Origin of the sequence: Paenibacillus arenilitoris (genome assembly GCF_014705655.1) — a bacterium.
In the GTDB taxonomy this organism is placed as follows: domain Bacteria; phylum Bacillota; class Bacilli; order Paenibacillales; family Paenibacillaceae; genus Pristimantibacillus; species Pristimantibacillus arenilitoris.
This window is the reverse complement of the sequence record NZ_JACXIY010000006.1, coordinates 79,237-100,072: the sequence shown is the minus strand read 5'-3', so window position 1 is coordinate 100,072 and position 20,836 is coordinate 79,237. Positions and strand designations below refer to the sequence as shown.

The following is a 20,836-nucleotide window of genomic DNA, read 5'->3' as shown; positions in this document are numbered from 1 at the left end:
CTCCAAAATCGCTTAACGGCGCCTCGTCGACTCTCGAATAATGAGCCGATGTGGCAGCTTCTCCCTCAGCACCTCCACCTCGCCCGTCGTAATCAGCTCGTGAAGCTTGCAGACGCAGCGGTAGCCGATGTCGTACGTCGGCTGCTCGATCGTCGTCAGCTTCGGGATGAACATATGCGCCATTCGGATGTTGTCGAAGCCGATGACCGACACATGCTCCGGCACGGACCTGCCCCGGTCGCGCAAATACGAAATCAAGCCCATCGCGAATTCGTCGGACGCCGCGAATACCGCCGTCAGCTCCGGGTGACGGGCTAACAGCTGCGACGCGGCCTCGTAGGCATCCTCGAACCGGTGCTCGGCATAAGCTACGCACGAAACGAATTTGTTCAACCCCGCCTCGCGAAGCGCGCGCGCAAAGCCGTCGTAGCGGGGCTGGCCCGATATCGTCTTATCGAGCGGGAAGCAGATCATGCCGATGCGGCGATGCCCGGAATCGATCAAGTGCTTTACGGCTTCGTACGCGCCTTGCTCGTCGTCGATGTCGACGGACGGGATTTCGTATTCCGGCGCGTTGGTCGAGGCCAGGACGTAGGGCAGCCGGAGACGCTGCATCTCCTCGTAATATTCCTTATGAAGGGAGTCGCTTGCGAACACGATGCCGTCCACCTGCTTCTCGAAGAAGCTCTGGACGTACGCGAGCGTCCGCTCCTTGTCGCGGTCCGTATTGCAGATCATGAGGCTGTGGCCGAGCACGACGGCGGCATCCTGCATGCCTCGGATGAGGCCCGCGTAGTACGGATTTTCGATATCGGGGATCATGACGCCGAGCGTGTCGGATTTTTTGTAAATGAGCCCGCGGGCGAAAGCGTTCGGCTGGTATTGGAGCGCTTCGATCGCCTCCAGCACCTTGACGCGCTTCTCCTCGGCCACCGTCTCCGGCGCGTTCATGACGCGGGATACGGTGCTGATGGATACGTTCGCGTAGCTGGCAACGTCGCGGATTGTCGGTTTCATGAACGGCACGCCTTTCTGTGAGAATGTAATTTGAAAAGGTTTTCAGAAAACCTTTTCAAGGCTATTATAGCCGCACTCCCGCTTCATTTCAACCTATAATTTCCAACAAGCGGTCGAATAAGCGCAAGGTCCTGCAACGCAAATAAAAAAAGCACCGCTCCGCAAAGGTTTCCCCAGGCGGAGCGGTGCTCCCTTCCATGTATGGCCGCTTATACCGCATACATGCGCTCGCGAAGCGCCTTGATCTCGTCGCTTTCCAAATACTCGTCGTACGTCATCATCCGGTCGATTACGCCGTTCGGCGTAATTTCGACGATGCGGTTCGCGATCGTCTGCACGAATTGATGGTCATGCGACGTGAACAACACGGTGCAGTCCGTGTCGATCAGGCCGTTGTTCAGCGCCGTGATGGACTCGAGGTCCAAGTGGTTCGTCGGCTCGTCGAGGATGAATACGTTCGCGCCCTCGAGCATCATCTTCGACAGCATGCAGCGCACCTTCTCGCCGCCGGACAACACGCTCGCCTTCTTCATCGCGTCGTCGCCGGAGAAGAGCATGCGGCCCAGGAAGCCGCGGATGAACGTTTCGTCCGGGTCCTTCGAATATTGGCGCAGCCATTCCACCAGGTTCAATTCGACGCCGTCGAAGTATTCGGAGTTATCCTTCGGGAAGTAGGCGCGGGTCGTCGTTACGCCCCACGAGAAGCTGCCCGCATCCGGCTCGGCTTCGCCGACGAGCAATTGGAACAGAAGCGTCTTCGGCAGGCTGTTCGGCCCGACGAAAGCGACCTTGTCGCCCTTGTTGATCGCAATCGTCAAATTGTCGATCAGCTTGTCGCCGTCAAGCGACTTGGTCAACCCGTCCACGAGGAGCAGCTGCTTGCCCGCCTCGCGTTCCCCTTTGAAGAGAATGAACGGATATTTCCGGTTCGACGGGCGAATGTCGTCGAGCGTGATTTTGTCGAGGAGCTTCTGCCGGGACGTCGCTTGCTTCGCCTTCGACTTGTTCGCGCTGAAGCGCTGAATGAACGCCTGCAGCTCCTTGATCTTGTCTTCCTTCTTCTTGTTCTCGCTGCGCTGCAGCTGGAGAGCCAGCTGGCTGGACTCGTACCAGAAGTCGTAGTTGCCCACGTACATCTGGATTTTGCCGAAGTCGATGTCCGCAATATGCGTACATACGGTATTCAGGAAGTGCCGGTCATGGCTGACCACGATAACGGTACCTTCGTAGCCCGCCAGAAAATCCTCCAGCCAGCGGATCGATTCGATGTCCAGATGGTTGGTAGGCTCGTCGAGAAGCAGGATGTTCGGCGATCCGAACAACGCTTGCGCAAGCAGGACGCGAACCTTCTCGTTGCCCGACAGCTCCGCCATCTTCTTGTCGTGAAGATCCGGCGTAATGCCGAGGCCGTTCAGCATTTCGGCCGCTTCGGATTCGGCCTCCCAGCCGTTCATGTCGGCGAATTCGGCTTCGAGCTCGCCCGCGCGCATGCCGTCCTCGTCCGTGAAGTCGGCTTTCGCGTAGAGCGCGTCCTTCTCTTTCATAACCTCGTAGAGACGCTTGTGGCCCATAATCACCGTCTCCAGCACGGCGAACTCGTCGTACTCGTAATGGTTCTGCTTCAATACGGCAAGGCGTTCGCCAGGCGTAATATGAACCTCGCCGGAGGATTGCTCGACCTCGCCGGACAATATTTTGAGAAACGTCGATTTGCCCGCGCCGTTCGCGCCGATCAAACCGTAGCAGTTGCCCGGCGTGAATTTAATGTTGACGTCTTCGAAAAGCGGTCGCTTTCCGTAACGCAGCGTTATGCCGCTCGTACTAATCATGTCGTTTAATCCCGTCCTTCACTACAAAATCGCTTAATCTCGAACTATTATATCACAGGATGGCCGCAAATCCGAACCTTCTTTTGCCCGGAAAGCCGCGTGCCCGCGGGGAAGCCGGATCTTGGCGGCGCCGGGGCCGCCTCCCAATCTAGCAGGACGCACGAATAACGATAGCCTCCCGCCGGCGAATCGTCTTGGTCATTGCGGCGTCGGAGGCTATCGCTTGGCTCGTTACTTAAAGCTGTGCTGCGTGAAATTCCCTTTCGTTCCCTTAGTCCCAGCGCAGCTTCACTTCGCTGCCGGTGCGGGACGACTCGTAGATGGCGTCGAGGATCCGGTTGTTCGTATAGCCGGACAAGGCGGACGTAATCGGCTGCTTCCCTTCGCGGATGCATTGTACGAAATGGCTGCCCATCAGCACCCGGTCCTCGTCCCCTTCCAGCGGCGCGATGTCGCTCTCGACGACTTGATCATCCGCATGCGTGACGTACTTGCCGCTGCCGCCGACCATCGCCACGCCGCCTTGCGTCCCCATCAAATGAATGAACGGGTCCTCGGACAGAAGCGCGGAATGCGCCGCCCAGCTCACCTCGAGCGACAAGGTCGCGCCATTGTCGAGCTTGATCAGCGCCGAGGCAAGATCCTCTACGTCGTAATAGCCGTCCCAGTTCGGCGTCCCCCAGGTGCCGATCCCTTGCCGGTTCGGGCCGAACTCCGCGTACGTGGAGCCGAATACCGACACCGGCTTCGGGTTGCCCATGAGGTAAAGCGACAGGTCGAGCATATGGACGCCGATGTCGATGAGCGGGCCACCGCCGGACTGATCCTTGCGCGTGAACCAGGAGCCCCAGCCGGGGATCCCTTTCTTGCGGAACCAGCCCGCCTTGGCGTTATAGATGCGGCCCACTTCGCCGTTATCGATGCGCTGCTTGATCGCCCGGCTAAGTCCGGACCAGCGCATCTGATGAGACATCATGAGCACCTTGCCCGACCTTTCGGCCTCCTCCGCGATGGACTTGGCCGCGGCGGAGTCGATCGCCATCGGCTTCTCGAGCAGCACGTGCTTGCCCTGCCTGAGCGCCTCGATCGCCAGCTCCGCGTGGAACCGGTTCGGCACGCCGACGACGACCGCGTCGATCGACCGGTCCTCGAGCAGCGCCTGCGGGCTCGCATGGACGGTCCGAATGCCGTGCTCCTCCGCGCGCTGCTCGGCCAGCGGCACATAGACGTCCGCAACGGCGGCGACTTCGATGCCTTCGATTTGATGAAACGTCTTCAGGTGTACGTTGCCGATCGCGCCCGCGCCGATAACGCCAAGACGGATGTTCGTTTGAGTCATTCTCGCTGCCTCCTTCAAGGTCGATTTAATCAAGCGGTTAGACTAGCTCAGTATACCTTTTTCGGCTGCGGCCGTCATTGTACGCAATTGGCCGGCTCTTGTACTCGTTTGTCATTTGCCCGATAAACGCCATGTCCGTCCAAGGGGCTGAACAAGGATGCGTTCCGCCTCCATGCGCCGTTTGATTCTGCAGGCCTCCAGCCGGTCAAGCGCTTCCCGCGGCGTATCATCGGCAAGCTTGAACGCGCCGTAATGCATCGGAACGAACCATTTGGCCCCGGTATCCTCGAAAGCCTGCAGCGCCTGCTCGGGCGTCGTATGCTGCGGGCCCATGAACCATTCCGGCTCGTAAGCGCCGATAGGCAGCAGCGCGACGTCGATCGCGAAGCGGCAGCCGATCTCCTTGAAGCCTTGAAAGTAGCCGCTGTCGCCGGCGAAATAGATCGTGGGCGTTTCCGACACGTATGGCTCGCCCGCGCCGCGCGCATCGGCTGCCCCGTCATCCGGCCGCGCGGTCTCCCGGTCCGCTTCGCCGGCAGCCACACCGGCGATTTGCGCCGTTTGCCCGAATGTTCCGCTTACCGTCTTCCGGCTTAAGGACGTCTGCTGCTCGATGACCCAGCCCCCCCAATGGGAGCTGTTCGTATCCCACGGGTTGCGGCGCGTCGAATGCTGGGAAGGCACGAACGTGAACTTGATGCCGTTCAGCGTGACGGATTCCCACCAATGCAGTTCCTTGACGCGGATAAAGCCCTTCTTGCGCAGCTTCGGGCTGAGGCCCGCGGGCACGAGCAGCTGCCTCGGGCCGATGAGCCTGCGCAGCGAGCCGATATTCAAATGATCGTAATGCGAATGGGAAATAAGAACGACGTCGATCGGAGGCATGTCGTCGATCGGAATGCCGGGCGGCGTCAATCTTCTCTGAAAGGCCATCTGGGACGACCATACGGGATCGGTAATGATGTTCACGCCGCCAAGCTGTATAAAAAACGTCGAATGTCCGATCCAGGTAAGGGATGGACATTTCCGGTTATCCGTCAAATAATCGAGATCGGGCTGGACGTTCGGCACGGTATACGAGTAATCCTTCGTCCGCTGCCTGCGGATGCGCTCTTGCCGCCATCTGTTGAACTGCTTCAAGGACGTATGCTGCTCGACCGGATCGATGTTGGCGTATCGTTTTAACCTCAACCGCCTTCTCCTCCCTCGTAGTTTGCCTTTATTTTATTAAGATACCAAGCGGAAGACGTATTTTGCAAATCGGCCATGCCTCCAGGCTGACTTCCTTTCATGACGGCCTCGCGGCCGCAAGATGTTCGCATCCATGCCCGAAATCAGGTACACTAAGCTATAGACGCATTACACTAAAAGTACGCTCCCGAAACGGCCGACGTTACCGCGGAGCCAATCAAAGACGGCCTTTCCCCTCAAATTAGGCCCGTTCGAACCCATTATTCCGGAGGTGTCCCATGAAGCTGTTATCGATCGAACCTACTCCGAGCCCGAATTCCATGAAGCTGAACGTCGACGAGACGCTGCCGCGCGGACGGAGATTCACTTATAAAGCGGGCGAAGCCGCGGATGCGCCCGAATTGCTCGGGAAGCTGCTGCAGATCAAAGGCGTGCGCGGCCTGTTCCGCACGGCGGACTTTATCGCGCTCGACCGCATGCCGGGAGCCGACTGGGCCGCCATTCTGGCGGAAGCCGGGGAGCTGCTGCAGAAGGACCGGGACGCGGTCGGGCAAGCGGACAAGGGGCCTTCGGCAAGCTACGGCGAAGCGCAAGTATTCGTGCAAATGTACCGCGGCATCCCGATCCAGGTACGCGTGAGGATGGGCGACGGCGAGGTCCGTTCGGCGCTGCCGCAGAAGTTCGGCGACGCGGCGCTGAAGGCGGCGGGCTCGAGCATGATCCGCGAACGCAAGCTCGAGGAGTTCGGCGTGCGTTACGGCGAGCCGGAGGAAATCGCGGCCGAGATCGTCCGCGAGCTCGAAGCCACCTACACGGAGGAGCGGCTCGATGCGCTCGTGCAGGCGGCGATCGCGCTAGGCCCCGATGCCGGCGGAGATGCGCAGCCGGCGGTCAGGCCCGCCCCGCTGTCGCTCGAAGAAGCGCAGGAACAGTTCCGCTCGCCCGAATGGCAGATCCGATACGCCGCGCTGGAGCGCTATACCGCGGCCATCGAAGGCGTTCCGCTGCTCGCCGCAGCGCTTAAGGACGAGAACGCCTCGATCCGCAGGCTCGCCGTCGTCTATCTTGGGGACCTCAGGTCGCCCGAAGCGATGCCGTACTTGTTCGCCGCCCTGCGCGATTCCTCGGCGTCCGTCAGGCGCACGGCCGGCGACACGCTGTCCGATCTCGGCGATCCCGCCGCGATCGGTCCGATGATCGAGGCGCTGCGCGACAAGAACAAGCTCGTCCGCTGGCGCGCGGCCCGCTTCCTGTACGAAGCCGGCGACGAGACGGCCGTCGAGGCGCTGCGCGAAGCCGCGCAGGACGGCGAGTTCGAAATCCAGCTGCAGGCCAAGATGGCGCTCGAGCGAATCGAGCGCGGCGAGGAAGCCGCCGGTTCCGTCTGGCAGCAGATGACGGCTGCCCGGAGCCGCGAGCAGTAGACGGCAGCCGCAAAATAAAGCGAGGAAAACCTCATCCCCCTAGAGCAAGGCTCATGGCGGAGAGATTTTCCTCGCTATTTTGTCTTGTCGATCGCATCCTATCCGGTTCGTTTGGAGCGCCCGCAACGCTCCGCCTACTTCGCATACTCCAGCTGAATGCGCACGAGCAGGGAGCTGCCGCCGGCATACGGCTCGTAGCTCGCCCGGTAGCCGGCAGCGACCTTGGCGTCCCGGAAAGCGGCCTTCAGCGCCTCGGGGAACCCCTCTCTATCCTCATAACGGAACTCCAGGCTGGCCGTCCGGGAATCGAGCGCGGAGGCGATGACGCCCTGCAGCTGCTCCGGACCCGTCACCGTATTCGCGGCATCGAGCCAGTGCAAGCCAAGCGCCAGCTTCAGCTTGGCGTAGCGCTCGCGTTCCTTCTCCGACCCTTGCCGCTCGAGCTCCCCGATGGCATCCGCGTAATTCGCGACGGCGGCCGGATACGTCTTCGTCCAGCCGTGGTCCGCCCGCAGCTCCCCGTCCGTCTTCAAATAATAGTTGTACCGGATCGCGCCGCCGTCTTTGATCGTCTTGCCGCTTGCATCCTTCATAACCGGATCGTCCCAGGTGAGATCGAGGTGGTACCACACGCCGTCCAGCTGCACCATATTCCAGGCATGCTCGCCGGTATTGACCGTTCCTTCCGCGATGAGCACCGGTATACCCGCTGCCTTCAGCATTTTGTACCCGAGCAGGGAATAGCCCTGACAGACCGCTTCGCCAGTCGTTACGGCCTCGTACGCCGTATAGCGGGTCAAGGATTGGTCGTACTCGACATGGGTGACGATCCAGTCGTGGATCGCCTTGACCTTCTCGTGAGGGTTCATGCCCGGCTCGACGACTTCCGCCAGCGCTTCCGCTACCTTCCGGTCGACGAGCGCCGTCTGTTCCTTCGATTCGCGGTATTTGGCGTCGATCGTCACGTTCGATTTGTTCCCCCAGCTTCTGATCGTGTAAATATAGGAATCGAGGATATAGGCCGAATAGTCGTCATGCGTCAAAGCCGCCTTGATCACGTCCGGCATCCGATCGGCCAGCTCCTGCTTGTCCCCCGTATAGGAGACGGAAATTTTCTCGGACCGAAGCTGGAATTCCTTCGCGATTGCCAGCTCCAATTGCTCCAGTCGATTCGTCTGCTTCACGGCAGCCGCCTCTTCCGATTCCGCGGCGGCCGGAAATAAGTCCAGCTTCAAATCGAGAACAAAGGCGGCTGCGACAATGACGGCCGCCAACAGCAACTTCGAGGCTACTCTTTGCATGACTGACCTCCGACCTCCGATACTATCGTTCTTTTCATAATCGTACATTAAAATCAACATTTTTTCAGCAAATGAAACAAATGCAAGAGCATATCGCTTTTTATTGTATATTCATCCCGGCACCGTCATAGACATCGGATTTCGAAATCGGTTCTCGCTCGAATCGTACCATTTTATTACGCATCTAAAAAAATAGCCTTGGCCGACTTACGGCCAAGGCTGCTTGCATACGGGCGAATCGCAGCCGATTCGCGAATAGCGCCCCATCGTCGTAACCGGGTTCGGGGTGTTCCCCCGGCGGTTCTTTCCAATGGTTGATTACGATCCGTCAATATGGCGCTTCCTCGTACAAATTCGCAGGCAATGCCCGCACGAATGGCGACCAATCGCCCGTCGCGTAAAGATGAAGCCGGTGCATCGCCCGCGTGCACGCCGTATAAAGAAGCTTGCGTTCGTTATCCCTGCCGTAAGCTTCGGGCGAAGCATCGTAGACCAAGACTGCATCGAATTCGACGCCTTTGGCGAGATACACGGGAATGACCATCGCTCCTTTTTCAAAACCCGGCGTCTCCTTCGTAATGAGCTGCAGAGCCTCGCCTCCATGAATCCGCAACGATTCATGGGCCTCCCGGCTTTCGGCTGCGGTCTTCGTAATGACGGCGATGGAATCGTAGCCCTCGGCCCTTAGCGCCGCGATGTCCGCCGCAATTTGCGCATCGCGCTTCTCCCCGCCGTCCAGTCTCGTCAAAAGGGGCTTCTGGCCTTCCCTTTCGAACGGTTCGATTTCTTCACCGCCCGGAAGCATCGATTTCGTAAATTCAACGATCTCCCTGGTTGAACGATAACTGCGTACCAGTCGGACAAGGCTTGTTTCGGCTTCGCCGAAAAGGCGGATCAGCGGGGAATCGGCCGCGTCGAGGCTTGTGGCCTGCATGAAGATCGCTTGCCCGAAATCGCCGAGCACCGTCATCCGGGCACGGGGAAACAGCTTTTTAAGATACTCATACTGAAACGCCGAATAATCCTGACCCTCATCGACGAACACATACCGGATTTCCGTGTTCGTCCGGACGCCTTCGATCAGTTCTTTAACATACAAATACGGAGTCGCATCCTCGTAGAACAATTCGTTCCGGAGCAGCGCTTCGTTGGTTTGCCTGCATATTTCAGGCCACAGCGGGGGGATGACGGCCTCATTCGTTTTCTCCCGATAAGCGGCTTCGCCCTCGAACAATTGGCCATATATGGCTTTGATATCTATAAACGAGTGTTTCTTCACCTTTTTCCTTAGCGGTTTAAAGCTTTCTTTCACGATCCTGCGGCGGAGCAGATCTTCCTCCTTCCGGGCGAAGTCGAAGTCGCCTTCGTCTTCCCGTCGCTTGTTGCCCACCTTCTCGCGAACTGCGGCGTATTGTTCCGCAACGTCGAATACTTCCTTCTCTTTATGCAGCATTCCGAACACTTCCGCGTACTGATCGGCGTCGAGGTAACTTAACTCTTCCTCTACCCAATCCGCTTCCCGTTCCATCCGTTCCAGCGATGCCAGTTCCTTCAGCAGCCATTCCTGCAAGAGAACGACACGATTGAACAACGGCAGGGAACGGTCATAACCGTAAAATTCCGCTCTCATTCGCTCCGCGGTAATCAAATCGCGGTCCCGAAACCGAATACCGCTCCACCGCATGCCTTCCCGTCCCAGCCACTTCCCATAGTTTTGCAGCGCTTGCAGGAAAGCCTCGGAAGCTTTGTATCCGATCCCCTGAATCCGAGCCTCATACCCCGGCGCTCCTTGTTCGGTCAGTACATATTCGATCTGATCAAAGGGATCCTCCGGCCGCAGCAAGGAACCTAGCCAATAGTCGATATATTCTTGAAAAGTCGTCTGCTGCATATTCTCTTCGCCGAGCTCCGGGAGGACGGAGGAAATATAACCGCCAAACATCGGATTCGGCGAGAAAAGAACGATCTGATCGGCTTTGATCGTCTGGCGGTGTTTGTACAGCAAGTAAGCCACCCGCTGCAATGCCGCGGAAGTTTTGCCGCTGCCGGCCGCCCCCTGCACGATAAGCATCCGGCTTTTGTCATTGCGGATGATGGCGTTTTGTTCCTTCTGGATGGTGGCCACGATGCTCTTCATTTGCGAGTCCGCGCCTTTGCCGAGCACTTGCTGCAGAATTTCGTCTCCGATCGTTTCGTTCGCGTCAAATAGGTTGCGGATTTGCCCGTTCTGAATCTGAAACTGCCGCTTGAGCTCCATCGTTCCTTCGATTCGTCCGGCCGGCGTGACATAAGACGCCCGGCCGGGCGAATGGTCGTAGTACATGCTCGCGATCGGCGTACGCCAGTCATAGATCAGAAAGTTCAATCCGTCTTCGTCGACGAAGGAAGATACGCCGATATAGATCTGTTCGCGGTGATCCAAGCCATCCTCCCGAAAGTCGATGCGTCCGAAATACGGAGAAGGGAGCAGACGGTTCATGTTCTTCCATTGCTGCTTGAGCAGCTTGTGCCCGCGCTCCCGTTCGGCGAGCAGCGCGGACTGCTGGTTAATCGTATAGAAGGTTTCTTCGAAATCTTCGTGCGTGCTGGTGTTGATCGTAACTTCTTCCCAGAACCGCCTGCGGATGTCCGCAGCCTGATCGCCCAGTCCGGCAACCTCCGGCTCCAGTTCGGCGATTCTCGCCTCCAGCTTGTTCCTGACCCTCTCCAGCCGCTCCTCTTCCTGCAGCCAATCGTTCGTATCCATCTCAACACTCTCCTTTTTTCCGGGTTTTTAGGGATAAAAAAGAGCATTGACAAATCAAGATTCTAGATGTACAATTAAAGTGGGAATAAAATTGGATACATCCATTATTCAATTTGTCAATAACGCTATTGATTATATCATGGCGTTATTTTGTGTTCAATCTTTTTTTCTGCGGCATCGCTGAGCGCTGTCCCAGATGCGGATATTTATACAAACCATTGCGGAGTTAAGCCTGCAGAAGATGACCCTTGAATACATCAGGTGTCGTCTTTTTTATGTCCGTGGGCTCTGAATTGCAATTGGTTAGGTTGTAAGCGGAGAAACGTTCGAACTCTTTCATGGGGGATGGTTAACTTAATTTGTTTAGGCAAAAGAATGAAAACACTTGAGCATGTTGAACCAAAGGAGAATCAAACGGAGGGAAATAGAATCGCGTATTCCACGAATGGCCTGCATCACCATTGCACGGTTTGGAAATAAATTGGTACATCCCTGTAATCAAACTGTAATATTTCTCTCATCTTGCTTTCATCTTGCGCTTATATACTGAACTCATGACCCCCCTTTATTATATATTCTCTCTTGCAGCCTGCAGCCTCGCGCCGCAGGCCCTTTTTTTTGGACAACTAGCCATTCGCGTTACTCTAACGGACACAGAAGCCGTTAATTGTCCGCATATGGCCTGTGGGAAAATGTAACGGACATGAGGGACTTTATTCCGCCTAATTGGGGCGTGAAATCCGATATTTCGAACTAATAACGTCTATCATGTCCGTAAGAAATGTGAAGGTGTCCGATTCATCGAAATAAGGGCATCTGTGTCCGTTAGCATGCGGCAGGAGCCGCACGGGCTGGTGACGCGACCCTGTCAGCCTCGGAAACCGCCGGTTCGAGCCGGGCCGTAAGCGATCGCGGCAGACGAATGAATAAATAAGCGCGGATGCACGGCTTAATCGAGAACGATACTTGCTTTTAGAAGCTAGTCCCCGCGCCCACGCAAGCTTTTGTTCAGGAACGGCATCACTTTGTCCCAGAAGGCGGGCTCCCGCTCCGACGAGCTGTGGCCCTCCGTCCGGACGAACAGCGTATCGATCGTGCCTTCCGGGAGCTGCTCCTTCAGCCGTCTCAAATCTTCCGCTCTTATGAAATCGTCCCGCTCCGAATGGATCATCAGCACCGGCGTCCGGCCTTGCCGCGGCTCTCCCGCATGCCTTGACAGCACGCTCCGAATATCGGCCGCCTTGAACTGAGCGTACGTAATGCCGGCGCGCAGCAGCCAGACCGGCGGAATCAGGTAGGCGAGCGGAAGGGCGGGAATGCGCCTTCGCTTCAGCTCCGCCCGCACCATCGTTTCGAAGCGGACGGGCATCGAATCCGTGATGACGGCGCGCACCTTCATGCCGAGGTCGAGCGCCAGCACCGCGCCGAAGCCGCCTAGCGAATGGCCGAGCACGGCGATCCGCTCCGGATCAACGCCGGGAATCCGCCTCGCGGCCCCGACGGCGGCCATCGCGTCGTCGCGGAACATGAGCGCGGACGGCGCTTTGATCGACTCGCTGTCCCCGTGGCTCCGCGCGTCGTAAATCAATACGGCAAAGCCCGCTTTATAGAGCGGGCGGGCATAGCGAAGGACTCTTGTCCGGTTGGAACCCCATCCGTGCGCCACGACGACGACCGGGCTGTTCTCCCTCTCCGCCGAAGAGCCGGCAGCCGGCCAGATCAGCCAGGCCTCCAGCTTCGAGCCGCCGCTCATGAACGAATAAGGCTCCCAGGCCGTTTCGATGTCGGGCACGTCCGGGTTGGCAAGCTTGCGCGGCCTCTGGCTGCGCGCGCCGGCCTGCCACGTAAGCGCCGCGAGCAGCGAGGCGGAGATAACAGCGGTCAGACTCCAGCCGATTGCACTCATTGCCGATCCTCCTAGTCGCCTACAAAGTCTGCACGGCGTCTACGAACTGCCGGGCGCGTTCCGTCACCAGATCGAAGCGGCCGTCCCTGATCCACTCCAGATTCACGAGCTTGCCGCCCATGCCGACCCCAACGGCTCCGGCCTTGAAATAATCGGCGATGTTATGTAAATCGACGCCTCCGGTCGCGATCATCGGAATGTCGTCCAGCGGAGCGCGAATTTCCTTCAAGTAGCCCGTTCCGAGCGTTCCCATCGGGAAAATCTTCACCGCATCGGCGCCCGCCTTCCAAGCCTTGACGATCTCCGTCGGCGTCATGACGCCCGGCCACACGGACAAGCCGCGTTCGCGGCCATAGGCGATCACCTCTTCGTCCAAGTTCGGCGAAATAAGAAACTGCGCGCCTGCGGCCACCGCCTGCTCGGCCCGCGCCATATCCGTCACCGTGCCCGCTCCGACCGCCGCCTTTCCGCCGAACTTGCCGCGCCAGCGCTCGATCATCGCCGCCGCCCCGTCCGTGTTCATTGTCACTTCCATTATGCGGATGCCGCCGTCGATAAGCGCCCGCGCCGCGTCGTCCGCGTGACGGTCCTCAATTCTCCTTAATATCGCAACGATCTTGTGCTCCGTTAACAGCTCCAGCATATCGCTCATCCTCATTCTCCTCCGCTCTCTTAAGGTTAATTAATCCCAATACTGCTTGAACATGCGTACGAATAAATTCGGAAACGGCAATACGTTCCTATCTTCTTTCCCGATCCACCGGTAATCGGGAGGCAGCCCTTCCGCTATAGCGGCGCTTGCGGAAGCACCGGAATCATAAGCCGCGGCCGTTTCGGCGACCGCCGATTCCATACTTGCAGCGGAAGCCGCAGCTGCGTCCAGCCCTTCGCCCAAGTCGGCCAAATAAAAGCGCATTTTCCAGTGAATGTGGCTGAACACGTGATCCGCGTCCATGAACCATCCGCGCGGACGGATAAGCAGTCCCGTCTCCTCGCGCACCATTCGTCCAAGCAGCATGGCGAGCTCCGCATTCTCTTTCGGCGCGCGCTCGTCAAGCAGATGCTCCTGCTCAGGCGGAAGCAGCAGATGCGGCAGCTCCCACATCTGCGCGAGCAGCCCTGTATCCGGGCGCCGCCGCACGAGCATCTTGCCGGCATGCTCGCCGCTTCCGGCAATAATGACCGCCGCCCTAAGCTCCGGACGCGGCTTCTTCGCCTTCGTCTTCACCGGCAGCTCATGCTCGCGGCCTTCCAGCCGGGCAAGGCAATGCTCCATTACCGGGCAAGGCAGGCAGCTTGGCGACTTCGGCGTGCAGACGAGAGCGCCAAGCTCCATCAGCGCCTGGTTGAAATCACCCGCGGCTCCTTCCGGAATGAGCGATGCCGCCAGCTTCTCGATCCCGACCCTCGTCCGGGGCTTCGCAATATCGTCCTCCAGGCAGAAGTAGCGCGAGAGGACGCGCATCACGTTGCCGTCCACCGCAGGCTCCGAACGGTTAAAGGCAATGCTCATGATCGCCCCCGCCGTGTAAGGGCCGACGCCCTTCAGCCCGGCGACGGCCGCCTTGTCGTCCGGCACGATACCGCCGTATTTCTCCACAACCTCCTTGGCCCCGGCCTGCAAATTGCGCGCCCGCGAATAATAGCCGAGCCCTTCCCAGCACTTGAGCACCTCCGTCTCGGGCGCCTCGGCAAGCGCCCCGACGGTCGGAAACTTATTCATGAAGCGGTTGTAATACGGAATGACCGTATCCACCCTCGTCTGCTGCAGCATGATTTCCGAAACCCACACCCGGTAAGGATCGCGGTTCATCCGCCACGGAAGCTCTCTTTTGATAAGCCGATACCAGGCAAGTAACTCTTCGCTAAAAAAAGCTTTCGCCTCCCGTTCGGTCAATGCCCTCTCCCCTCCTCTTCGTTCCGCAATGCCCGAATCGCTTCGTCCTGCCCGAGGCAGGCGATCCGGCGGTATTGCACCGGCGTAATGCCGGTATACCGCTTGAACAAGCGCGATAAATAATGATTTTGCATGCCGACATGCTTGGCGACGGCCGCAACCGGCAGCTTCGTCTCCGCGAGAAGCCGCTTCGCGGCCGCGATTCTGCGGTTCGTCACGTATTGGATCGGCGAGCACCCCATAACGCTCTTGAAGGTCGAAATAAAATAATTCGGATGCAGGTACGCGAACCTCGCGAGCTCCTCGACTTGCATGCCGGTATGCAGGTTTTCCTCGATATAGTCGAGCAGCTCGTCCCATTTCACGCCGAAGTTAGGCTCGGTCAGCTTGCCGTGCTGTATTTTGCTTTCATCCAAATAAAAGGCGATCAGCTCGAGCAGGACGGCTTTCAGCCTCAGCTCCCTCGTTATGGCGCTGCTCTGCTGCGCGTCGATCATTTTGGCGAACAGCTGGCGGATCGGAAGCCCGTTCCGAACGCAGACGAACGGCGGCAGCTGCAGCGCTTGAATGAACTGCGTATCCGAATGCTCCATGCGGAAATGGCACCAATAGAAGCAGAACGGGTCGCCGCCTTCCGTCCCGAACGATTGCATCGTGCGCGCCGGCAGCAGGTACAGCGTTTCGGGCTTAAAAACATGCCTCTTATCGTTTATGTCGAGCCAGCCCATCCCCTTGTCCGTATAGCAGAACCGGTAAAAATCCGGCTCCGCCCGATGCTCGGACCATCCCGGCGAGCTTTCGGTATACGCGGACATGATGACTTCGGCGTGAATGTGGTTCAATTGGTTTTGCAAAATTCGCTCTAATGTCGTATTCATGATGTCTCCTGTTGTCGAAACTGCTGTATAATGTTGTCCATGTCCACTGTTTTAGGCATGCCGCCCATTCTATTATACGGATTAAAAGCCCGGATGCATATGGACGTCCTATGAATCTGCCGATTCTTATATTTTCCACAATAATGTTTGGAAGGGAGGGTCCGGAAAAATGACTGGCCGGATAATGATGCGCGCCGGCGCCAAGGCTGCCGCGTTTGCGGCGCTTCTGCTCGCCCTTGCGGGCTGCGGCGGCGGAGGAACCGCGCTTGACGGGCCGCCGGAGGTGATGGCCGTCTACAAAGCGAATTGCGTCAACTGCCACGGGTCCGAGCTGCAGGGGCGAATCGGCCAAATCACGAATTTGCAAAAAGTCGGCGGCCGGATGAGCGCCGAGGAGCTGCGCGCCCAAATCGAGCACGGGGGAAGGACGATGCCTCCGTTCGAAGACAAGCTGACCGAAGAGGAGATTGCGGGCCTCGCCGAATGGCTATCCGCCAAAAAATGAAAAAATGCCGGAAGCAGACGTTGCTGCCCCCCGGCATTTTTTCTCTATTCCAGACTAATTGCTGATGTGATGTCCGTTCAGTTTCGGCGGCTTAGCGAAGCGGTGGACCGGCTGGCCCGCATAGGTCCAGCGCGTATCGCCCATTACGGGATGAACCGGGAACGACTCGCCCTGCAGAAGCATCAGATCGCCTCCCCAATCATCCGAATAAAGGCCGTCGAATTCGACCCATTGCCCCGACCTGAACCTGCGCTTTCCCGTCTGCCGTCCGCGCTCCTTCATCTCCGCCATCCCCTTTCGCCTATAGGCTTGGTATATTACATTCCAAGTATAGGCCAAAGGTTACAACGTTATCCTCTCGGCAACGGCAAACGCGGAAGCAAGTCCACGCTCGTGCGTAATCGTGACGTGGATCCGAACGGCTTCGCCGCTCATGCCGAGGCGGCTCCATGCCGCTTCGGAGAGGAAGCATTCCGGCTTCCCGCAATCTCCCCGCCCGATCTCGATATCCGCAAAGCCGACGATATTGCCGATGCCGCAGCCAAAGGCTTTCACGACCGCTTCCTTCGCCGCGAACCGCCCCGCCGCGAATTGATGGAGCCGCTCGCCCGCGTACTGCGACGCAAGCCCGCGCTCGCCGGGCGAAAGCACCCGCTCGAGAAACTTGCGGCCCGTCCTGCCTTCCACGATTTTCGCGATTCTCGCAATGTCCGATAAATCGTGCCCGATGCCGATGATCACGCTAACACCCGCCTTTTCTTATGAAGGTGAGATTAGCAGAAGGCGCAGGTCAAGTCAAGCGCGTGTTTGAAGGCGCCCGCTCGGCCACTTGTCCGCTAGCATCGCCAAGCCGATCCCTGCGGCGTATCTTGCCAAATCGATCGCCACAAATCCCGTTCCGAGCACGAGCGCGCCGAGCCGGGTGCTCCGGATACCGGCAATCCACTCCGCCTGATAGAGCTGGCTGAACTCGATGCCGAAGCAAAAAATGACGCTGACATGTCCGGACCAGATAAGGCCCTTCCGCGCGAAGAGCGTGCGAACGATAAAATAAACCATAGCCGCCCAGAGCGCATCGCCGGCATGCTCCGCGAAGAAGGCGGGCAGCCGCTCCGCGAATTCTCTTGAACAGAAGCCGAGCGCCATTACGGCAAGCGCAGCGGCGGCATAACGGATTCTCTCCTTCAACCGCGTCACCTTCTTTCTGTATTGGCATGAAACAAAAAAAAGACCGCCATCCGCCATCGTCCAGGCGTGTCTGGCAGTCTTTGCTATGGCGCATGGCGGCGGCCTTTAAATGCCCGGAATCGGAGAGCGCTTGTGCTCGGTCTTCAAATACTGCTTCTCCAGCTTCTCGCACGCTTCGTCGCTAATCGTCTTGCCTTCTAGATAGTCGCTGTTATCGCCGTACGTGATGCCGAGCTCCCCTTCGTCCGTCTGACCGTCCCAGAGGCCGGCGGTCGGCGCCTTATCGAGCACGCTCTGAGGCACGCCGAGATGGGAAGCCAGCTGGCGGACCTGCCGTTTGTTCAGCGTGCTGAGCGGCGTAATATCGACCGCTCCGTCTCCCCACTTCGTGAAGAAGCCGGTAATCGCCTCGGACGCGTGGTCCGTGCCGACGACGAGCAGGTTCAGGTCGAATGCCAGCGCGTATTGGGTGACCATCCGCGTCCTCGCCTTAATGTTGCCCTTGCCGCCGCGGCTCAAATGGCGCGGCATGCCGATCGACTTGAAGCCGTGCTCGACCTCGAGCGCGATCTCGTCGACCGCTTCCTCGATATTCGTCTCGACTTTGTACTTCAATTGGAAAGCTTCGGCGACCGCGTAGCTGTCGGCGATATCCGGCTGCTCGCCGTACGGCTGGAACACGCCGAGCGTCATATATTCGCGGCCGGTCTCCTCGCTCAGCTCGTCTGTCGCGCGCTTGCACAGGCCGGTCGCCACGGCGCTGTCGATGCCGCCGCTGATCGCGATAAGCAGCCCGGTCGTTCCGGACTTCTTCACGTATTCCTTCAAAAAATCGACGCGCCGGCGGATTTCCGCTTCCGGATCGATCGTCGGCTTCACGCCGAGGCGTTCAATGATCTCCGTTTGTAGGCTCATCGCAAACCGCCCCGGTTACCGGCAGAACCGATCGAAGGCGTCGGTCAGGTCGGCCGCGATTTCCGCCGCGGAACGGTTCTCGATTTGGTGGCGTTCGATGAAGTGCACCAGCTCGCCGTCCTTCATGAGCGCGATCGAAGGGGAAGAAGGCGGGTACGGGGCAAAATATTCGCGCGCCTTCGCCGTCGCTTCTTTGTCTTGTCCGGCAAACACAGTGTACAGATGATCCGGCACGGAGTCGTGCTTAAGCGCCTGCGCCACGCCGGGACGGCATTGGCCGGCCGCGCAGCCGCAAACCGAGTTCACGACGACTAGCGCCGTACCGCTTGCGTTCGGCAGTCTCGCTTCCACTTCCTCCGCCGTGCGAAGCTCCTGAATACCGATGCGGGTAAGATCGTCGCGCATGGGCTGAACCATATCCAGCATGTATCGTTCGAATGACATCGACATCGAAATACACTCCTTCAATTACTTATTTTTAGCTACTATTATACCGTCCGTTATCAAAATAAAGCAACCGGAGCGAAGTCACTCCGGTTGCTCTTTTTCCGCCGAATCCGGCTCGTTGTCCGGTTCCTCTGCGCGGTAGGCGGTGTTTTTGTAGGGATGCATAAAAATGCCGCCCTTCGGCGGGCGTCCTTCTTCGAAAACGGCGCGGTTCTCGGCAGTCAGAAAGCCCACGTCCTTGAACGGATGCACCCATTCGTCGCCCGCCATGACCGCCGGGTCCGTCTCCGTACTCCACTGCGACAGCGGCGATTGCGCCGATTCGTACTCATGATCGCCGATCACGACGCCGTGCTTGTTCACGAACGGCGCACGGCCGCCCCGCCCTTCCCGGAACTGCGGCAAAAACTCGATCTCGTACGGATCGAGGGCCGGATCGTCCTTCGGAAGCTCCGCCGCTTCCTTCCGACCGTCGTCAGCCATGCTCGGTCACCCTCGTTCTATATGGACGGACGGTTCGGTCCGTCCAGCTTTTTGTCGAAGCCTTCGGCTTCCGGCGCCTTGCCGGTACCGGCCGCGTTCCGCTCCGCCTGCTTCGCCTGCTCGGCCGAGCGGTTTTTGTCTTCGCTATGCTGCGTCACCCGCGATCCCCTCCTTCTCTTCATGCGCTGCCGGCGGCTTCCCGGGCAAGCCTTCGGCAGCCCGTTGCCACGTCGATAGTATGCGCCGGAGGCGGCAGGCTTATTAGAAGCATTTGACACTTGACGCGGAAATGCATATAATACGGATAACATTTACTACGAGGAGGCTGATGTAATATGCGATACCATTCGATTCGGAAGATTACATGTTCGTCGGTCTCTACGGAACAAGCATCCGCCATAACGACAGCGTAACGCCCGGCAGGGGACGTTATCCGTTTGGCTGCTTTCCGCAAGCGACCGCAATTGGTTGCTTGCGGTTTTTTTATGGGTAGAACCGCATGCTGTTTGCTATTGGCCTGCGGTTTTTTTGTATTTTCAAATCACATGAATAAAAGGGGATATCCTTTCTTGGAAAATAATCGATCTTCGGCATTAACGGCATATGGATGGAACGACGCGTGGGACTCCGCTTGGCGGGATAACCCGCATTGCGGGAACGCGGCCTATGAACCGGCTCGCGTCGTCGCGCAATATTCGAAGCAGTACAAGATCATGACCGCAGGCGGGGAGAAAATCGCCGCCGTCAGCGGGAAATACGCGTTCGAGGCCGGCGGGCGGAGCGACTTTCCCGCCGTCGGAGACTTTGTGGCCGCGCAGCCGCTCGAAGGAGAGCAGCGGGCCGTCATTCACTCGCTGCTGCCGCGCCTCTCCGCCATGACGCGCAAGGAAGCCGGCAACGTCGTCGACGAGCAGGTAATTGCCGCGAACATCGACACGATGTTTATTACGAACGCGCTCAATCAGGACTTTAACATTCGGCGAATCGAAAGATATTTGATCGCGGTTTGGGAAAGCGGAGCGAGGCCCGTCGTCCTGCTGACGAAAGCCGATTTGTGCGACGATGCGGAGGAGAAGGTATCCGCGGTGCAGGACATCGCGCCGGGTGTGCCGGTCCATGCCGTCAGCGCGCACAAGAACCAGGGCAAGGAGGCGCTTGCCCCTTATCTTAGGCCCGGCCGGACGGTCGCGGTCGCCGGCATGTCCGGCGTCGGCAAGTCGACGCTGCTGAACTGGCTGGCCGAGGACGACCTGCAGCAGGTGCACGGCATTCGGGAGAGCGATTCGCGGGGTAGGCATACGACGACGCATCGCGAGCTGTTCTTCTTGCCGTCCGGCGCGATCATGATCGATACGCCGGGGATGCGGGAGCTGCAGCTGTGGGACGCGGCCGACGGCTGGGAGACGACGTTCTCCGACATCGCCGAATTGGCGGCGAACTGCCGCTTCCACGACTGCTCGCACGAATCGGAGGCCGGCTGCGCCGTGAAGGAAGCGCTCGAGAGCGGCGCGCTTGACGCCCGGCGCTACGGGAATTATAAGAAAACCGAGCGGGAGCTTGCCCATCTTGCCCGCAAGGAGCAGGCCCATCTCCGCAAAAACGAGAAGAGGGCCGGCAAGCAGTCGGGCGCCAAGGCGGGACGGAACGCTCGCGACGGCAAGCGCGTCCGCCTGCTTGAGCTGGAATAGGCGGCAAGCCCGCTACAGCATTTTCTTCATAAACGTAAAAGCAAAAATGCACCTGACCTGCGCGCGATCCTCCGATCCGCGC

20 protein-coding genes are annotated in these 20,836 nt (G+C 58.6%); 3 read left to right on the top strand and 17 right to left on the bottom strand.

Going from position 1 to position 20,836, the window contains the following annotated elements; all coding sequences use genetic code 11:
* Nucleotides 1–12: 12 nt before the first annotated feature.
* The 4 genes from IDH41_RS05030 to IDH41_RS05015 form a co-directional block, all read right to left on the bottom strand.
* Nucleotides 13–1,017: a LacI family DNA-binding transcriptional regulator gene (locus tag IDH41_RS05030; RefSeq protein ID WP_190858870.1), complete on the bottom strand. Its 1,005-nt coding sequence runs from the start codon at nucleotides 1,015–1,017 to the stop codon at nucleotides 13–15.
* A gap of 209 nt (nucleotides 1,018–1,226) precedes the next feature.
* On the bottom strand, nucleotides 1,227–2,846 hold the full coding sequence (locus tag IDH41_RS05025) for an ABC-F family ATP-binding cassette domain-containing protein (RefSeq protein WP_190858869.1): 1,620 nt from the start codon (nucleotides 2,844–2,846) through the stop codon (nucleotides 1,227–1,229).
* 271 nt (nucleotides 2,847–3,117) lie between these two features.
* Complete coding sequence (locus IDH41_RS05020; protein ID WP_190858867.1) at nucleotides 3,118–4,185, bottom strand: Gfo/Idh/MocA family protein; 1,068 nt, start codon at nucleotides 4,183–4,185, stop codon at nucleotides 3,118–3,120.
* 111 nt (nucleotides 4,186–4,296) lie between these two features.
* Nucleotides 4,297–5,376, bottom strand: coding sequence for an MBL fold metallo-hydrolase (locus IDH41_RS05015; protein ID WP_190858865.1), 1,080 nt, complete (start codon nucleotides 5,374–5,376; stop codon nucleotides 4,297–4,299).
* Nucleotides 5,377–5,654: 278 nt separating this feature from the next.
* Here IDH41_RS05015 and IDH41_RS05010 point away from each other — a divergent pair, with 278 nt between their 5' ends.
* Entirely contained in the window at nucleotides 5,655–6,800 is a 1,146-nt protein-coding gene (locus IDH41_RS05010) for a virulence factor (RefSeq protein ID WP_190858864.1), read from the top strand.
* A 134-nt stretch (nucleotides 6,801–6,934) separates the two neighbouring features.
* Here the strand turns inward: IDH41_RS05010 and IDH41_RS05005 are convergent, their stop codons facing one another.
* The 6 genes from IDH41_RS05005 to IDH41_RS04980 all read right to left on the bottom strand — a co-directional run bounded on the left by IDH41_RS05005 (nucleotide 6,935) and on the right by IDH41_RS04980 (nucleotide 15,528).
* The gene (locus tag IDH41_RS05005; RefSeq protein WP_190858862.1) at nucleotides 6,935–8,101 is read right to left on the bottom strand and encodes a transglutaminase domain-containing protein; all 1,167 of its coding nucleotides are present in this window, start codon (nucleotides 8,099–8,101) and stop codon (nucleotides 6,935–6,937) included.
* Between the two features lie 328 nt (nucleotides 8,102–8,429).
* Nucleotides 8,430–10,847, bottom strand: a complete 2,418-nt coding sequence (helD, locus tag IDH41_RS05000) for an RNA polymerase recycling motor HelD (RefSeq protein WP_190858860.1) — start codon at nucleotides 10,845–10,847, stop codon at nucleotides 8,430–8,432.
* A gap of 979 nt (nucleotides 10,848–11,826) precedes the next feature.
* A complete protein-coding gene (locus IDH41_RS04995; protein WP_190858859.1) occupies nucleotides 11,827–12,753 on the bottom strand; it encodes an alpha/beta hydrolase in 927 nt (308 codons plus the stop codon).
* Nucleotides 12,754–12,772: 19 nt separating this feature from the next.
* Entirely contained in the window at nucleotides 12,773–13,405 is a 633-nt protein-coding gene (locus IDH41_RS04990; RefSeq protein WP_190858857.1) for a bifunctional 4-hydroxy-2-oxoglutarate aldolase/2-dehydro-3-deoxy-phosphogluconate aldolase, read from the bottom strand.
* Between the two features lie 30 nt (nucleotides 13,406–13,435).
* Nucleotides 13,436–14,650: an A/G-specific adenine glycosylase gene (gene mutY, locus IDH41_RS04985; RefSeq protein WP_190858855.1), complete on the bottom strand. Its 1,215-nt coding sequence runs from the start codon at nucleotides 14,648–14,650 to the stop codon at nucleotides 13,436–13,438.
* Nucleotides 14,647–15,528, bottom strand: coding sequence for a helix-turn-helix transcriptional regulator (locus tag IDH41_RS04980; RefSeq protein WP_190858853.1), 882 nt, complete (start codon nucleotides 15,526–15,528; stop codon nucleotides 14,647–14,649). The genes mutY and IDH41_RS04980 overlap by 4 nt, the downstream gene beginning before the upstream one ends.
* A gap of 169 nt (nucleotides 15,529–15,697) precedes the next feature.
* Between IDH41_RS04980 and IDH41_RS04975 the strand changes: the two genes are divergently transcribed.
* Nucleotides 15,698–16,033: a c-type cytochrome gene (locus IDH41_RS04975; RefSeq protein ID WP_223829457.1), complete on the top strand. Its 336-nt coding sequence runs from the start codon at nucleotides 15,698–15,700 to the stop codon at nucleotides 16,031–16,033.
* A 54-nt stretch (nucleotides 16,034–16,087) separates the two neighbouring features.
* Here the strand turns inward: IDH41_RS04975 and IDH41_RS04970 are convergent, their stop codons facing one another.
* The 7 genes from IDH41_RS04970 to IDH41_RS04940 all read right to left on the bottom strand — a co-directional run bounded on the left by IDH41_RS04970 (nucleotide 16,088) and on the right by IDH41_RS04940 (nucleotide 19,224).
* On the bottom strand, nucleotides 16,088–16,315 hold the full coding sequence (locus IDH41_RS04970; protein ID WP_190858851.1) for a hypothetical protein: 228 nt from the start codon (nucleotides 16,313–16,315) through the stop codon (nucleotides 16,088–16,090).
* A 60-nt stretch (nucleotides 16,316–16,375) separates the two neighbouring features.
* The gene (acpS, locus tag IDH41_RS04965; RefSeq protein ID WP_190858850.1) at nucleotides 16,376–16,774 is read right to left on the bottom strand and encodes a holo-ACP synthase; all 399 of its coding nucleotides are present in this window, start codon (nucleotides 16,772–16,774) and stop codon (nucleotides 16,376–16,378) included.
* 54 nt (nucleotides 16,775–16,828) lie between these two features.
* On the bottom strand, nucleotides 16,829–17,230 hold the full coding sequence (locus IDH41_RS04960) for a ribosomal maturation YjgA family protein (protein ID WP_317890681.1): 402 nt from the start codon (nucleotides 17,228–17,230) through the stop codon (nucleotides 16,829–16,831).
* A gap of 96 nt (nucleotides 17,231–17,326) precedes the next feature.
* A complete protein-coding gene (gene nadE / locus IDH41_RS04955; protein WP_190858846.1) occupies nucleotides 17,327–18,136 on the bottom strand; it encodes an ammonia-dependent NAD(+) synthetase in 810 nt (269 codons plus the stop codon).
* A gap of 15 nt (nucleotides 18,137–18,151) precedes the next feature.
* The gene (locus IDH41_RS04950) at nucleotides 18,152–18,586 is read right to left on the bottom strand and encodes a BrxA/BrxB family bacilliredoxin (RefSeq protein ID WP_190858844.1); all 435 of its coding nucleotides are present in this window, start codon (nucleotides 18,584–18,586) and stop codon (nucleotides 18,152–18,154) included.
* A gap of 78 nt (nucleotides 18,587–18,664) precedes the next feature.
* A complete protein-coding gene (locus tag IDH41_RS04945) occupies nucleotides 18,665–19,066 on the bottom strand; it encodes a DUF3905 domain-containing protein (RefSeq protein WP_190858843.1) in 402 nt (133 codons plus the stop codon).
* Nucleotides 19,067–19,083: 17 nt separating this feature from the next.
* Entirely contained in the window at nucleotides 19,084–19,224 is a 141-nt protein-coding gene (locus IDH41_RS04940) for a hypothetical protein (protein WP_190858841.1), read from the bottom strand.
* A gap of 411 nt (nucleotides 19,225–19,635) precedes the next feature.
* Between IDH41_RS04940 and rsgA the strand changes: the two genes are divergently transcribed.
* The gene (gene rsgA, locus IDH41_RS04935) at nucleotides 19,636–20,754 is read left to right on the top strand and encodes a ribosome small subunit-dependent GTPase A (protein WP_223829455.1); all 1,119 of its coding nucleotides are present in this window, start codon (nucleotides 19,636–19,638) and stop codon (nucleotides 20,752–20,754) included.
* Nucleotides 20,755–20,836 lie beyond the last annotated feature (82 nt).